The sequence below is a fragment of the Cytobacillus sp. SAFR-174 genome, assembly GCF_051964675.1.
Classification (GTDB): domain Bacteria; phylum Bacillota; class Bacilli; order Bacillales; family Cytobacillaceae; genus Cytobacillus.
On sequence record NZ_JBQCMZ010000001.1, the window covers coordinates 368,906 to 384,019 of the forward strand.

General features: G+C 42.5%; 12 protein-coding genes. All 12 read left to right on the forward strand.

What is annotated here, in order from left to right; all coding sequences use genetic code 11:
• Positions 1–92: 92 nt before the first annotated feature.
• The 12 genes from ACTHRG_RS01830 to ymfI all read left to right on the forward strand — a co-directional run bounded on the left by ACTHRG_RS01830 (position 93) and on the right by ymfI (position 15,081).
• Complete coding sequence (locus tag ACTHRG_RS01830) at positions 93–1,760, forward strand: ribonuclease J (protein WP_076255863.1); 1,668 nt, start codon at positions 93–95, stop codon at positions 1,758–1,760.
• Positions 1,761–1,887: 127 nt separating this feature from the next.
• Entirely contained in the window at positions 1,888–2,640 is a 753-nt protein-coding gene (locus ACTHRG_RS01835; RefSeq protein ID WP_076255864.1) for a ClpP family protease, read from the forward strand.
• A complete protein-coding gene (locus ACTHRG_RS01840; protein WP_061791018.1) occupies positions 2,637–2,858 on the forward strand; it encodes a YlzJ-like family protein in 222 nt (73 codons plus the stop codon). Before ACTHRG_RS01835 ends, ACTHRG_RS01840 begins: the two co-directional genes overlap by 4 nt.
• A gap of 164 nt (positions 2,859–3,022) precedes the next feature.
• Positions 3,023–5,362 (forward strand): DNA translocase FtsK, encoded by a 2,340-nt coding sequence (locus tag ACTHRG_RS01845; protein WP_076255866.1) that lies wholly within the window; start codon positions 3,023–3,025, stop codon positions 5,360–5,362.
• A gap of 427 nt (positions 5,363–5,789) precedes the next feature.
• Complete coding sequence (locus ACTHRG_RS01850; protein ID WP_076255869.1) at positions 5,790–6,515, forward strand: GntR family transcriptional regulator; 726 nt, start codon at positions 5,790–5,792, stop codon at positions 6,513–6,515.
• A 71-nt stretch (positions 6,516–6,586) separates the two neighbouring features.
• Positions 6,587–7,693, forward strand: a complete 1,107-nt coding sequence (locus ACTHRG_RS01855; protein WP_076255870.1) for a BMP family lipoprotein — start codon at positions 6,587–6,589, stop codon at positions 7,691–7,693.
• A 236-nt stretch (positions 7,694–7,929) separates the two neighbouring features.
• Positions 7,930–9,465: an ABC transporter ATP-binding protein gene (locus tag ACTHRG_RS01860; RefSeq protein ID WP_440230439.1), complete on the forward strand. Its 1,536-nt coding sequence runs from the start codon at positions 7,930–7,932 to the stop codon at positions 9,463–9,465.
• On the forward strand, positions 9,458–10,504 hold the full coding sequence (locus ACTHRG_RS01865; RefSeq protein WP_076255874.1) for an ABC transporter permease: 1,047 nt from the start codon (positions 9,458–9,460) through the stop codon (positions 10,502–10,504). Before ACTHRG_RS01860 ends, ACTHRG_RS01865 begins: the two co-directional genes overlap by 8 nt.
• Positions 10,505–11,464, forward strand: a complete 960-nt coding sequence (locus tag ACTHRG_RS01870) for an ABC transporter permease (protein WP_076255875.1) — start codon at positions 10,505–10,507, stop codon at positions 11,462–11,464. It begins immediately after the preceding gene.
• A gap of 265 nt (positions 11,465–11,729) precedes the next feature.
• On the forward strand, positions 11,730–13,010 hold the full coding sequence (gene yfmF, locus ACTHRG_RS01875; RefSeq protein ID WP_440230440.1) for an EF-P 5-aminopentanol modification-associated protein YfmF: 1,281 nt from the start codon (positions 11,730–11,732) through the stop codon (positions 13,008–13,010).
• The gene (yfmH, locus tag ACTHRG_RS01880) at positions 13,010–14,299 is read left to right on the forward strand and encodes an EF-P 5-aminopentanol modification-associated protein YfmH (RefSeq protein ID WP_076255879.1); all 1,290 of its coding nucleotides are present in this window, start codon (positions 13,010–13,012) and stop codon (positions 14,297–14,299) included. The genes yfmF and yfmH overlap by 1 nt, the downstream gene beginning before the upstream one ends.
• Before the next feature lie 59 nt (positions 14,300–14,358).
• On the forward strand, positions 14,359–15,081 hold the full coding sequence (gene ymfI, locus ACTHRG_RS01885; RefSeq protein ID WP_440230441.1) for an elongation factor P 5-aminopentanone reductase: 723 nt from the start codon (positions 14,359–14,361) through the stop codon (positions 15,079–15,081).
• Positions 15,082–15,114 lie beyond the last annotated feature (33 nt).

Below are 15,114 nucleotides of genomic sequence, written 5' to 3' on the forward strand. Positions count from 1 at the left end.
ATGTATAAATTTGGTTGTCATGTTTTTACGACTTCAAGTATAATATGGATAACTGATCTTGATCGGCTGAACATGCATGGGAGGATATTACATTGAAAAAGAGACAGAATGAAAGCATCAAGCTGGCAGCACTCGGAGGAGTCGGAGAACTTGGGAAGAATATGTATTTGGCAGAGGTGGACGAGGATATATATGTCATCGATGCCGGATTAATGTTCCCTGAAAATGAAATGCTCGGAATTGATATCGTGATACCAGATGTTACATATCTAGTTCAAAACAAGGAAAGAGTAAAAGGAATTTTTCTGACACATGGACACGAGGATCATATTGGTGGACTGTCTTATGTGCTTGCAAAGGTCAATGTACCTGTTTACGGAACAAAGCTGACTCTGGCGCTGGCCAAAGCCAAAATGAAGGAACAGGAATACAAAGGCAAAGCACAGTTTATTGAAATCAATTCAGATACCAGGGTTGAATTTGATTCGGCAGATGTAACTTTTTTTAGAACCAGCCATAGCATTCCGGATAGTGTGGGTGTTGCCATACATACATCAGAAGGTGCAATTGTGTATACCGGCGACTTTAAATTCGATCAGGCAGCGACTGACTTATACAAACCTGAAATCGGCAAAATGGCGCGCTTAGGGGAAGAAGGTGTTCTTTGCCTTCTATCTGACAGTACCGAAGCAGAAAAACCAGGCTACACCAGCTCAGAATCGAAGGTGGCCAGAGAGATGACAGCTGCATTCTATGCTGCTAAGGGGAGAGTCATTGCGGCTTCCTTCGCATCTGACTTAATTCGAATACAGCATATTTTTGATGCAGCGATCGAAACAGGCAGGAAAGTGGCAGTAGTCGGCAAAAGTCTGCAGAGAATCTATGACATTGCTCTGCAGCTCGGATATTTGCAGGTAGGAGAAGATGTGATTATTCCTGTTGCTGAGATCGGCAAATACAGTGATGACCAAATCGTTGTTCTTACCACGGGTACACAGGGAGAGCCGATCGAAGCCCTTCAAAAAATGGCGAAGCAGTCCCACAGACAGGTCAATATTAAACAGGGCGATACCGTTTTACTCGCTGCATCACCATTAAGAGGAACTGAGGTATTTATTTTCAAAACGATTGATATGCTGTTTAGAGCGGGGGCTGAGGTAATCCCAGGAAAGGGAACCTTTAATACCTCGAGCCATGGCAGCCAGGAAGAACTTAAATTTATGATTAATCTGATGAGTCCCAAATTCTTCATCCCTGTTCATGGGGAGTACCGAATGCTGAAAGCCCATGCAAAAGTTGCTTTGGAGTGCGGATTATCAAGCGGACAAATTTTTATCCCGGATAAAGGCGATGTAGCAGAAATCAAGGATGGCACAATCGTACCCGGAGGGAAAATTCCATCAGGTAATGTTCTGATTGACGGAATTGGTGTCGGCGATGTCGGGAATATTGTCTTAAGAGACCGGAGGCTGCTTTCTCAGGATGGTGTATTACTGGTAGTAGTTACTCTTAATAAAAAAGAAAAGAAAATCTCAGCTGGCCCTGAAATCATTACAAGAGGATTTGTGTATGTCAGGGAATCAGAAAAGCTTCTTGAGGAAGCTGTAAAAATAGTAAGAGAAGCGGTAGAACAGAACCTTGCCAGAGAAGCATTTGACTGGTCAGGAATTAAGCAGGATATGCGTGACAGTCTGAATCAGTATCTTTATGAAAAAACAAAACGCAGACCAATGATCCTTCCAATTCTTATGGAGGGATAACAGTCAAAACACAGCCCGCATCGATTGCAGGGCTGTGTTTTTTGCTTTTGACCTTCAGGCAATAATGCGCATGAAAAATGATCACGCGTTCATACTAACAATATATTGCTTGAAGGGAGAAATAAGGATGGAAAACGATTTGAAAAATACCCGCAATGAGGGCGGAGAAGGGCAAGAACAGCCGAAAGAAGATAAACCTTCTGCCCTTATGGAAAAAATTCAGCAGCTTGGACAAACAAATGTGCCGCAGCTGTCTCAGGATTCCAAAATTCACTGCTTGACCATTGTCGGACAGGTGGAAGGGCATCTTCAGCTTCCGCCGCAAAATAAAACAACAAAATATGAGCATTTAATCCCTCAGATCGTTGCGATTGAGCAAAACCCAAAGATAGAAGGTCTTCTGGTTATCTTGAATACTGTTGGCGGCGATGTGGAGGCCGGGCTGGCAATATCAGAAATGCTTGCCTCATTGTCTAAGCCAACTGTCTCAATAGTACTTGGAGGCGGCCATTCCATTGGTGTTCCTATTGCGGTATCATGCGATTATTCCTTTATTGCAGAGACGGCTACGATGACCATCCACCCTATCAGACTGACCGGCCTGGTAATCGGTGTGCCGCAAACGTTTGAGTATATGGATAAAATGCAGGATCGGGTAATTAATTTTGTAACGAAGCATTCCAATATATCGGAACAGAAATTTAAAGACCTAATGTTTGATAAAGGCAACCTGACCAGGGATATTGGGACGAATGTGGTCGGCAGGGATGCTGTTGAATATGGACTGATTGATGAAGTAGGCGGTGTCGGGCCTGCGCTCGCAAAGCTGAATGAGCTGATCGATATGAATAAACCAAAAGAAGAAGTGATGGTTCAATGATCCTTTATACAATGATGCCACAAGAACTTATTTACCAAAATGAGCAGGACGATTTCAGCAAGCAGAAGATTGTCTCATATGAAGGAATCCCTCTCCTTGTTGAAATGAATGCGGGACAGGAATGCCGCATTTTAAGGATCATGAGCAGCGATCCCACCCATTATATGGATGAAAGGTACACTCCCGGTTCCATGATCACTTTGACGCAGTTAAGCTGATAAATCCTTTCAAAAAACAACTTCATTTAGAATCATTATGATATAATAAAAGTAACTTTAGAAGCAGCCAAAAAATGGCTGCTTCTTCTTTCATAACAGACATGATGTATTACATAATGGAATTTAGATGATGCTGTTAATAAGAATAATGATAAGGTGATAATATGGCCAAAAAAAAGAAAAGAAAGTCTAAAAAGAACGAAACATTGAAACGGACGATGAAATTTGAACTGATTGCCCTGATTCTGCTGGCACTTGCGGTAATATCAATTGCCAGGCTCGGGGCGGTCGGGAATGCAACGGTGCTTTTTTTCCGTTTCTTTATGGGAGAATGGTACATGCTCAGCCTGATTGGACTCGTAATTTTTTCAGGTTATCTGATGTGGAAGAGGGCACTTCCCTATCTATTCCACACAAAATTAATTGGTATTTACCTCATCATAAGCTCCCTTCTGCTGTTGAGCCATGTAACATTATTTCAGCTTCTCTCAAATGGAGGGAAGTTTGATGACCCGAGTGTAATAGCCAATACGTGGGAACTTTTCCGGATGGAAGTCCGGGGAGAAACAAGCACAACCGATTTAGGCGGCGGAATGCTTGGGGCTATTTTTTTCGCCCTCTTTTATTATCTTTTTGATGAAGCAGGATCAAAAATTGTAGCCTTTTTATTAATTATTATCGGTTTTGTTCTTATGACAGGAAAAACGTTCGGAGATGCTGCAGGGAAAATGATGGCCGCAATTCTTAATTTCTGTAAGAAACAATGGACTGCTTTTAAAGATGATATGAAAGAATGGAAACAAAAAGGCATAGAAAGACGAGAAGAAAGGCAATCAAGAAGAGAAGAAGAACAGCGCGCTCTTCAGCAGGAAGAAGAACCTGAAACGGTGATAACGATCAATAATTCTGCTGAACAGGTATCTGAACCAACTCCAGAACCAATTATATCAAGCTTTGCCGAGAGAGCTTATCAGGAGGATTCCCGGGAAGCTGCTTCTGATCAGTCCCAGGAAGCGGCAGTCACAGAGCCGGAGGATGAAAATGCGCCGCCTATCACGTTTACAGAAGTGGAAAACAAAGACTACGAGCTGCCTCCTATCAGACTTTTAAAACTGCCAAGGCAAACTGATCAAAGCGGTGAATATGAGCTAATCCACGCGAATGCTGCTAAGCTCGAAAGAACATTTCAGAGTTTTGGAGTAAAAGCAAGGGTGACACAGGTTCATTTAGGTCCGGCTGTTACCAAGTATGAGGTGCATCCTGATGTTGGGGTAAAGGTAAGCAAAATCGTTAGTCTGAATGATGATTTGGCACTGGCACTGGCAGCGAAGGATATCCGAATCGAAGCACCTATCCCGGGTAAATCGGCTATTGGAATAGAAGTCCCTAACTCTGAAGTGGCGATGGTTTCTCTAAGGGAGGTAATTGAATCCAAACAAAATGACAAGCCGGACTCCAAGCTGATGATCGGGCTCGGCCGTGATATAACCGGAGAAGCTGTCCTCGCAGAACTCAACAAAATGCCCCATCTTCTAGTTGCCGGAGCGACAGGAAGCGGGAAGAGTGTTTGTATTAACGGAATCATTACCAGCATTTTGATGAGGGCAAAACCACATGAAGTAAAATTAATGATGATTGACCCTAAAATGGTGGAATTGAATGTTTACAATGGGGTGCCTCATTTACTGGCGCCGGTTGTGACAAATCCGAAGAAAGCTTCTCAGGCGCTGCAGAAAGTTGTCAGTGAGATGGAAAGGCGCTATGAGCTGTTCTCACATACTGGCACAAGGAATATCGAAGGCTACAATGAGTATGTAAAAAGGCATAATGCCGAAGAGGAAGCACAGCAGCCCCTCCTGCCGTATATTGTTGTTATAGTAGACGAGCTAGCAGACTTAATGATGGTGGCATCCTCCGATGTCGAAGACGCAATCACTCGCCTTGCTCAAATGGCACGGGCAGCAGGCATCCATTTAATCATTGCAACTCAGCGTCCTTCAGTGGATGTTATCACAGGTGTAATTAAAGCAAATATACCTTCAAGAATTGCGTTTGCTGTTTCATCAATGACAGATTCAAGGACCATCCTGGATATGGGCGGAGCGGAAAAACTACTGGGAAGAGGGGATATGCTTTTCCTTCCTGTGGGTGCATCAAAACCAGTCCGTGTACAGGGAGCCTTTCTGTCAGATGAAGAAGTTGAAGAGATAGTGGATTTCGTCATCGGCCAGCAGAAGGCTCAATATCAGGAAGAAATGATTCCAGATGATATCCCGGAAGCTGCAGGAGAAGTGGATGATGATCTTTATGAAGAAGCTGTTGAATTGATATTGGAAATGCAGACTGCTTCTGTATCCATGCTTCAGAGAAGATTCAGGATTGGCTATACCAGAGCTGCAAGACTGATCGATGAAATGGAAGCAAGGGGGATTGTCGGTCCATATGAAGGCAGCAAGCCAAGATCTGTGCTCCAGGGCAAGCCTTCGGAGGAAGCAAGCTCTTAAAATTAATAAGCATGACATATTTAAAAATGGCCAGTCTGCGGACGGCCATTTTTTTCATGTATCAGGAAGATATATGCCTAAAAATAAGGGCAATAAAAAAATACAGTTTAATATGCCATACTGTTAAAAGCGCTTACATAAAATGAAAGAGGTATGGTACTTTCAACTCATTACAAAATAGGTTTTCTAACTGGTGCATTTTTGGCAGAAACATTAAATGTAATCGTTTTCAAAGAAGTATTATACCAGAAAAAAAGAATTGGTACAGAGGGATTCACAAACATTTTTTTCTTTTCACCTTTTTTCGACAAATTGATAAATTTCTATTTCTTTATTGGGTAAAAAGTGTTATAGTATTTTCGATTAGTAGGAATGATTGAACATCAGAGGTCTGATGTCTTGAGAACTGAAGTTGGAGGAACCCTGCATGTCTATTAAGTCAGATAACCGGCATTTATATTTGCAAGTCATCGATCGATTAAAACAAGACATTGAAGATGGAGTGTATAAAGAAAAAGAAAAGCTTCCGTCCGAATTTGATCTTGCTAAACAGCTTGGTGTCAGCAGAGCCACACTGCGGGAGGCGCTGCGCATTCTTGAAGAAGAAAACGTCATAATCCGCCGTCACGGTGTAGGCACCTTTGTCAATGCAAAGCCGCTATTTACATCCGGCATCGAACAGCTTAATAGTGTCACAAACATGATTTTGCAGGCAGGGATGAAACCGGGAACCGTTTTCTTGAGTTCTGTAACACTGGGACCCACTGAAGATGATATCCGCAGGTTCTCATGTGCTTTAGACCAGGAAATTGCCGTGATTGAGCGGGTTAGAACAGCAAACGGTGAACCGGTCGTTTATTGTGTGGATAAAGTTCCTGAGAATATTCTTCCAGACACGTTTTCCCACGAACAGGAGTCGATTCTTAAATTGCTTGAAGAAGAGGCAAACCGGAAAATCACTTATGCTGTTGCCCAAATAGAGCCTATAGGCTATCACGAAAAAATTTCCCCAATTCTGGAATGTGACCCGGAAACTGCACTGCTTGTATTAAAACAGATGCATTTCGATGAAGCGGATACTCCGATTCTTTATTCGGTCAATTATTTCAGAGCTGATAAGTTCAGTTTCCATGTCCTCAGAAAGAGAATCTAGCTTTTTGGGATGCACGAAAACACATCATTCATTCCGCTAATGCAAAAACAATTTCTTAGGGGGTACCAACCTTGAAAAAGCGTAAATTTGGATTGGCGCTATCTTTAGTTCTTGCTGCTGGAACAATTCTGGGTGCTTGCGGTAAAAGTGAAGAAAAAGGCGGAGAAACAGCTGGCGGAGACGATAAAGAAAAAGCATTCTCTGTAGCGATGGTAACAGATGTCGGCGGTGTAGATGATAAATCATTTAACCAATCTGCTTGGGAAGGTTTAAAAGCATTTGGTGACGAAAATGGACTTGAAAAAGGAAAAGGCGGATTTGACTATCTTCAATCACAGTCAGATGCTGACTATTCTACAAACCTTAATACATTAGCTCGTCAGGACTTTGATCTTGTTTTTGGAATCGGTTTCTTAATGGAAGGTGCAATCAATGAGATTGCTCAGCAGCAAAAAGATTCTCATTTCGGTATCGTTGACGCTGTCGTAGATCAGCCGAACGTAGCAAGCATCATGTTCAAAGAGCAGGAAGCTGCATTCCTTGCAGGTGTTGCTGCAGCAAATGCAACTAAAGAAAACAAAATTGGTTTCATCGGCGGTATGGAAATTCCGGTTATTGAGCGTTTTGAATCTGGATTCCTTGCTGGTGTTCAAGCGGTAAACCCTGATATTAAAGTAGAAGTTCAATATGCTGGAGCATTTGATAAAGCTGAATTGGGTCAGACAATTGCTTCTAAAATGTACTCTTCTGGCGTAGATGTAATCTTCCACGCTGCTGGCGGAACTGGAAACGGCCTTTTCAAAGAAGCTCGTGACCTTAAAAAGAAAGACCCGGCAAGAGAACTTTGGGCAATCGGTGTTGACTCAGATCAGACAGCTGAAGGTGTAGTAGAAATCGATGGCAAAGAGCACAATGTAATCCTTACATCTGCCCTTAAGCGTGTAGACAATGCTGTTAAGGACCTTTCTACAAAGGCAAAAGACGGCAGCTTCCCTGGTGGAGAAACTACTACTTACGGATTGGCTGAAGACGGTGTAGGCCTTGCTCCTATCAACCCGGAAGTATCTGCAAAAGCAGAAATCGAAGGTGCAGTTAAAGAATGGCAGGAAAAGATCAAGAATGGTGATCTGACTGTTCCATCTTCAAAAGATGAACTGGCTTCTTTCTCAGCAGAATAATTAAGTTTAAGGAATAAGCAGGTTGTACTGCGGCCTCTTATTCCTTTTTTAAAGAAATTAAAAGTTTAAATGAAGGACAGAATAAATTCTGTATTTCACTTAGATTTTTAATGCACTAATTATTTTTTCATATTATTGAGGAGCTTGGCTTTTAGGCCAGGTTTTTCTAAGGAATCCCAAGGTCTGACCTCTTACTACTAATGATTTCCTTATATTTTGAGCAAGGAGTGAAACAAATGGATTATGTTATTGAAATGCTCAACATTCGCAAGGAGTTTCCTGGTATCGTTGCAAATGATAATATTACGCTTCAGCTGAAACCAGGTGAAATTCATGCGCTGCTTGGCGAAAATGGTGCAGGCAAGTCAACGTTGATGAACGTCCTTTTTGGCCTTTATCAGCCTGAAAAGGGTGAAATTAAAGTTAAAGGAAAACCGGTGCGCATCACCGATCCTAATATAGCAAATGACTTGGGCATCGGAATGGTCCACCAGCATTTCATGCTTGTTGACCGTTTCACTGTCACTGAAAATATTATTCTGGGAAAAGAAACAACCAAAGGCGGAAAAATAGATATTAAAAAGGCTGAGAAGGAAGTCAGGGAGATTTCTGAGCGATATGGCCTTGCGGTTGATCCTCAGGCGAAAATATCCGATATTTCAGTTGGAATGCAGCAGCGGGTGGAGATCTTAAAGACTCTTTATCGGGGTGCTGAAATCCTTATTTTCGATGAGCCTACTGCTGTTCTGACTCCACAGGAAATTAAAGAGTTAATTCAGATTATGAAAACTTTAATTCAAGAAGGCAAATCTATTATTCTTATCACCCACAAGCTGAAGGAAATCATGGAAGTGTGTGATCGGGTAACGGTCATCCGCAAAGGAGTTGGAATCGGTACTGTTAATGTCACTGAAACGAACCCTAATGAACTTGCCAGCTTAATGGTGGGAAGGGAAGTCACTTTTAAAACGGATAAAACAGACTCGAAGCCGCAGGAGCAGGTGCTTGAGATTCATGATTTAAATGTGAAAGATTCACGGGGGCTTGGTGTTGTTAATAACCTTAACCTCAATGTACGGGCAGGTGAAATTGTCGGTATTGCCGGTGTAGACGGGAATGGACAGTCAGAGTTAATTGAAGCGATCACTGGCTTGAGGAAATCTGAAAGCGGTTCAATTAAATTGAATGGCAAAGAAATTGTGAATATGTCTCCTCGTAAAGTTACGGAGACTGGTGTAGGGCACATCCCTCAGGACCGTCATAAGCATGGACTTGTCCTCGATTTTCCAATCGGAGAAAATATGGTTCTGCAAACCTATTACAAAGCTCCATTTTCTAAAAAAGGTGTTCTGAATTTTAAACAAATCTACAGCAAAGCAACAAAGCTGATTAAAGAATTCGACGTCAGAACACCAAGTGAATATACACTTGCAAGGGCACTTTCAGGCGGTAACCAGCAGAAAGCCATAATCGGACGTGAAATTGACCGCAATCCGGATCTCCTGATCGCTGCTCAGCCGACACGGGGCCTGGATGTTGGAGCAATTGAATACATTCACAAACGTCTGATTGAACAGCGTGACCAGGGGAAAGCAGTGCTGCTTATTTCATTCGAATTGGATGAAATAATGAATGTCAGCGACCGGATCGCTGTTATTTATGAGGGTGAAATTGTAGCAGTAGTTGACCCGAAACAAACTACTGAACAAGAATTAGGTTTATTGATGGCCGGTTCTAAACGGAAGGAAGCGGGTGGCGAAAACCATGTCTAATCGCATGAAGAACATTGTCGTACCTCTAGTTGCCGTTCTGCTCGGGGTATTAGTAGGCACAATCATTATGATAGCAACTGGATATAATGCCGGATCTGCATTTATTGCCTTATGGAACGGTGCTTTTGGTGAAATCTACTACACTGGTGAAGTAGTCAGACAGGTCACACCTTATATTCTGGCTGGTTTGGCAGTTGCATTTGCTTTCCGTACAGGCTTATTTAATATCGGTGTTGAAGGACAGCTGATCGTCGGATGGCTTGCAGCTGTTTGGGTAGGGGTTGCATTTGATCTTCCAAAATTCATCCATCTGCCGCTCGCGGTTCTCGCAGCTGCAGCTGCTGGTGCGCTGTGGGCCTTTATACCGGGCCTTTTGAAAGCCAAGTTCAAAGTGCATGAAGTAATTGTCACGATAATGATGAACTATGTGGCTTTGCATGTAACCAACTATATTATCCGTACTGTTCTTTCAGAAAAAAGTGACCGGACTGAGATGATTGCAGAATCTGCATCATTGCGTTCCCCGTTTCTTGAGGGATTAACTGATTATTCCCGTCTGCATTGGGGAATTTTAATTGCTTTAGCATGTGTGTTTATTATGTGGTTCCTATTAGAGAAAACATCGAAGGGATACGAATTGCGGGCTGTAGGCTTTAACCAGCATGCATCTGAATATGCAGGCATGAGCGTCAGCAAAAATATCATTCTATCAATGGTCATCTCAGGAGCATTTGCAGGTCTTGCGGGTGCGATGGAAGCATTGGGTACATTCGGCTATGCAGCCATTAAGGGCGGCTTTACCGGAGTAGGTTTTGATGGTATTGCGGTAGCACTTTTAGGCGGAAATGGTCCAATTGGAATTATTTTTGCAGCATTGCTATTCGGAAGCTTGAAGGTCGGCGCCTTAAACATGCCGCTTGAAGCTGGAGTTCCAAATGAACTTGTTGATATTATCATTGCTCTTATCGTGTTCTTTGTTGCAGCAAGCTATATGATTCGCATTTTTATTGACCGTATCAGCAAAAAGGGGGTGAAGTAAGTGGGCTTAATGGAGATCTTATTAATTATTATTCCATCAACTTTGCTTTGGGCAGCCCCGCTTATTTTCACTGGATTGGGCGGAAACTTCTCAGAGAGCTCCGGTGTTGTAAATATTGGATTAGAAGGCTTAATGGTAATTGGAGCTTTCACTGCTATTGTTTTTAACCTTACGTTTGTTGATGTATTTGGCAGTATGACACCGTGGGTTGCATTACTGGCAGCTATGGTTGTTGGAGCTCTGCTATCCATCCTGCATGCTGTTGCTTCTATTACCTTTAGAGCAGACCAAGTTGTGTCAGGGGTTGCGATTAACCTTCTTGCAATTGGTGCAGCACTGTTCCTGGTTAAATTCATTTATGGAAAAGGCCAGACAGATATCATTCAAAAAGGATTCAGCAAAGTGGATATTCCATTTTTGAGTGACATACCTTTTATTGGTAAATTATTCTTTTCAAACACTTATTACACTTCATTCGTTGCCATTGCCGTTGCATTCCTAGCCTGGTTTGTGATGTTTAAGACTCCATTCGGGTTAAGGCTTCGGGCGGTTGGTGAACATCCAATGGCTGCGGATACAATGGGTATCAATGTAACAAGGATGAGATACATTGGGGTTTTAATCTCAGGAGCCCTTGCAGGGATAGGCGGCGGCGTGTACGCACAATCTATTTCTTCAGACTTCGGGCATGCAACAATCAGCGGCCAGGGCTTTATGGCTCTTGCAGCACTGATCTTTGGTAAGTGGCATCCGCTTGGTGTTATGGGCGCGGCTTTGTTCTTCGGATTTGCGCAAAGCTTGAGCATCATCGGCTCGAGCCTTCCATTCCTTGAAAATATTCCAAATGTCTATCTTCTCATTGCGCCATATGTTTTAACGATTCTGGCATTAACGGGTTTCATCGGACGCGCGGATGCTCCAAAAGCATCTGGTACTCCTTATATAAAAGGAAAACGTTAACACACAAAGCCTCATTTCTTTTCGGAAATGGGGCTTTTTGCTGTTCAGAATCTTATTAAAAACCATCACTTATAAAAAATATATAAACCTTCCAATACAGCCAATAACTTGAAATAAAGAAATAGGGCAAGGTATAGTAAGAATATGATTTATTACAAAGGACATTATAGAAGATAGCAGCAAAGTGTTTACATACAGGGGATGCTCCCTCTTTTTACTATTGACCGTACTTTGGACTCATCTATTACTGACAGGAGGAAAAGACATGGCCGTAATCTCTGAATCCGTAAAAGCCATGAATGGCTATAAGCTTCACGTGGTTAAAACAGAGAAATATAAAACCAATACCCTGGTTTGGAAAATGAAAGCTCCGCTTGAAAAGAGTACAGTTACATTAAGATCCCTATTGCCTCATGTATTGCAGAGCAGCAGTGCGTCCTACCCTTCAACCGGAAAGCTGCGGGCTTACCTTGATGAATTATATGGTGCTACGCTTTTCGTCGATTTGGCGAAAAAGGGCGAGTATCATGTCATTACCATTTCAGTTGAAATCGCAAACGAAAAATTTCTTTCAGATCCAACTCCTCTTTTGAAAAAAGCGTTCCAATTTTTAGCGGAAATCCTGATTAAGCCAAATGTGAATGAAGGCTCTTTTGACAAGGATACAGTTGAAAAAGAAAAAAGGACACTTAAACAGCGAATTCAATCAGTTTACGATGATAAAATGCGCTATTCCAATTTTCGGCTGGTTCAGGAAATGTGCAAAGATGAGCCCTATGCACTGCATGTGCATGGCGAGAAAGATGATGTGGACAATATCACTCCTCATAGCCTTTATGAATATTATCAGCAGGCATTGGCGCAGGATGAGCTTGATTTATATGTTATAGGTGACGTAGATGAGGCAGATGCCGAATCATATGCAGGGGAGCTTTTAACTTTTGAAAAGAGATCACCTCAGACAGCGCCAGCATCTCCAGTTAGAACAAAGGAATCTGTAAACGAAGTCCGGGAAGAACAGGATGTGAAGCAGGGGAAACTCAATATCGGCTACCGGACAAATGTCGTGTACGGTGACCCGGAATATTATGCGCTTCAGGTATTCAATGGAATCTTCGGAGGTTTTTCTCATTCAAAACTGTTCTTGAACGTCCGGGAAAAAGCCAGTCTCGCATACTATGTAGCCAGCCGCCTGGAAAGCCATAAAGGGTTAATGATGGTGATGTCCGGAATCGATAACAGCAACTATGACCAGGCAGTGAGTATTATTAAAGAACAACTGGAAGCTATGAAGAATGGTGACTTTACAGAACAGGAAATGGAACAGACCAAAGCAGTCATTAAAAACCAGCTTCTGGAGACTGTTGATACAGCACGCGGGATTGTCGAGGTTCTTTACCATAATGTTGTGTCAGGAAAAGAAATTACCCTTCAAACCTGGATGGATGAAATGGATAAGGTAACAAAAGAGGAAATTGCCGCGACAGCCAAGAAGGTCAGTTTGGATACTGTGTATTTTCTGACAGGAAAGGAGGCGGGCAAGTAATGGATAAAATCACTTTTGACCAGCTTCAGGAAGAGCTGTATTATGAAAAACTTGAAAATGGGCTGGATGTATATATCTTGCCGAAAAAGGGATTTAACAAGACTTATGCCACGTTTACGACTAAATATGGTTCAATCGACAATCATTTCCTGCCCCCCGGAAAGGAAGAGTATGTAAAAGTTCCGGATGGGATTGCACATTTTTTGGAGCATAAGCTTTTTGAGAAAGAAGACGGGGATGTGTTCCAGCAATTCAGCAAACAGGGAGCATCGGCTAATGCTTTTACATCTTTCACCAGGACAGCTTATCTATTCTCCAGCACGTCTAATGTAGAGATGAACCTTGAAACGCTGATTGATTTTGTGCAGGACCCTTATTTTACAGAAAAGACTGTTGAAAAAGAGAAAGGAATCATCGGCCAGGAAATCACCATGTATGATGACAATCCTGACTGGCGCTTATATTTTGGACTGATCGAAAATATGTTTAAAAACCATCCTGTTAAAATTGATATCGCAGGTACGATCGAGTCCATTTCTCATATCACGAAAGATATGCTGTATGAATGCTATGAAACTTTCTATCACCCGAGCAACATGCTGCTGTTCATAGTCGGACCCGTTGATCCGGATCAGATTATGACTCAGGTGAGAGATAACCAAAGCAAGAAGGATTATAAAGAGATACCGGAAATCAAACGCCAATTCGAAGAAGAGCCTTCTGAAGCGGCCAAGAAGAAAAAAGTTCTTGAGATGAATGTCCAGACCTCAAAGTGCCTGGTCGGGATAAAGAGCAGTACTGCAAATCAGTCAGGCAAAGAAATGCTTAAAAATGAGCTGAGTCTGAATGTGCTTCTGGATATCTTGTTCGGTAAAAGCTCTGAGCATTACAGCACACTGTACAGTGAAGGATTAATTGATGACACATTCTCCTTTGATTATACACAGGAGCAGGGTTTTGGATTTGCCATGGTGGGCGGAGACACAAACAATCCTGACCGGTTGGCTGAAACACTGCAAAAGATGCTCCTGGATGCAAGGGAAAAGGGAGCTATTTCACAGGAAACACTTGATCGGACAAAAAAGAAGAAAATAGGTGCATTCCTGCGGGCTGTCAATTCACCGGAATATATCGCCAATCAATTTACCCGGTATGCTTTTAATGAAATGGATTTATTTAATGTTGTGCCGACCCTTGAAAGCATCACACTTGAGGATGTGGAAAATGCGGCTGGTAATTTGATAAGTGAAGAACGGTTTACGGTTTGCCAGGTTGTCCCTAAGAAATAACAAGCAGTTTCAGCAGAGCGCCATTAAATGGCGCTTTGCTTTTTTCGGGAGGATATGAAATGAAGAAATTTGCATTAATAACTGGAGCGAGCGGAGGAATCGGCCAGGCAGTCAGCGTCAAACTGGCAGAAGAAGGCTATTCGCTTTATTTGCATTACAATCATAATAGGGATGGCATTACCAGGCTTCTGGACCGCCTGCAAAGGTTTGGCGGAGAATATATTCCGATCCAGGCAGACTTGTCTGTACCAGGCGGGTATAAAAAAATTATTCCTGACATATTTTCACTTGATGCCATTATTCATAATAGCGGAACAGCTCAATATGGACTTCTTACTGAAATACAGCAAACGGAAATGGAAGCTCTGATGAACCTCCATGTGACCTCGCCGCTTCTCCTGACGAAAGAGCTTCTGCCGAAACTTTTAACAAAGGCGAGCGGGAACATTATAGTGGTTTCTTCGATATGGGGGCAGACGGGTGCCGCTTGTGAAGTTGCATACTCGGCTGCAAAGGGTGCACAAATTGCTTTTGCAAAGGCTTTAAGCAAGGAAGTTGCCCTTAACGGGGTAAGGGTTAATGCTATTGCCCCGGGTGCAGTTGAGACGGCCATGCTGAAGGACTTTACAGAAGAAGAGCTTAATGATGTGAAAAGTGAAATTCCTATGGGCAGGCTTGCCTTGCCGGCTGACATAGCCAACGCCATTTCCTTTCTTCTTTCGGAAAAGGCATCGTATATTACCGGGCAGGTTATGGCAGTGAATGGCGGCTGGTATACGTAACTGCAGATCGTTCAAAGAAGTGTCACATATTTT

What these genes read in the sequence shown, in the direction of transcription:
- ACTHRG_RS01835 (WP_076255864.1), top strand. Translation starts at nt 1,888, where the DNA reads ATGGAAAACGATTTGAAAAATACCCGCAATGAGGGCGGAGAAGGGCAA.
- ACTHRG_RS01840 (WP_061791018.1), top strand. Translation starts at nt 2,637, where the DNA reads ATGATCCTTTATACAATGATGCCACAAGAACTTATTTACCAAAATGAG.
- ACTHRG_RS01845 (WP_076255866.1), top strand. Translation starts at nt 3,023, where the DNA reads ATGGCCAAAAAAAAGAAAAGAAAGTCTAAAAAGAACGAAACATTGAAA.
- ACTHRG_RS01850 (WP_076255869.1), top strand. Translation starts at nt 5,790, where the DNA reads ATGTCTATTAAGTCAGATAACCGGCATTTATATTTGCAAGTCATCGAT.
- ACTHRG_RS01860 (WP_440230439.1), top strand. Translation starts at nt 7,930, where the DNA reads ATGGATTATGTTATTGAAATGCTCAACATTCGCAAGGAGTTTCCTGGT.
- ACTHRG_RS01865 (WP_076255874.1), top strand. Translation starts at nt 9,458, where the DNA reads ATGTCTAATCGCATGAAGAACATTGTCGTACCTCTAGTTGCCGTTCTG.
- yfmF (WP_440230440.1), top strand. Translation starts at nt 11,730, where the DNA reads ATGGCCGTAATCTCTGAATCCGTAAAAGCCATGAATGGCTATAAGCTT.
- yfmH (WP_076255879.1), top strand. Translation starts at nt 13,010, where the DNA reads ATGGATAAAATCACTTTTGACCAGCTTCAGGAAGAGCTGTATTATGAA.
- ymfI (WP_440230441.1), top strand. Translation starts at nt 14,359, where the DNA reads ATGAAGAAATTTGCATTAATAACTGGAGCGAGCGGAGGAATCGGCCAG.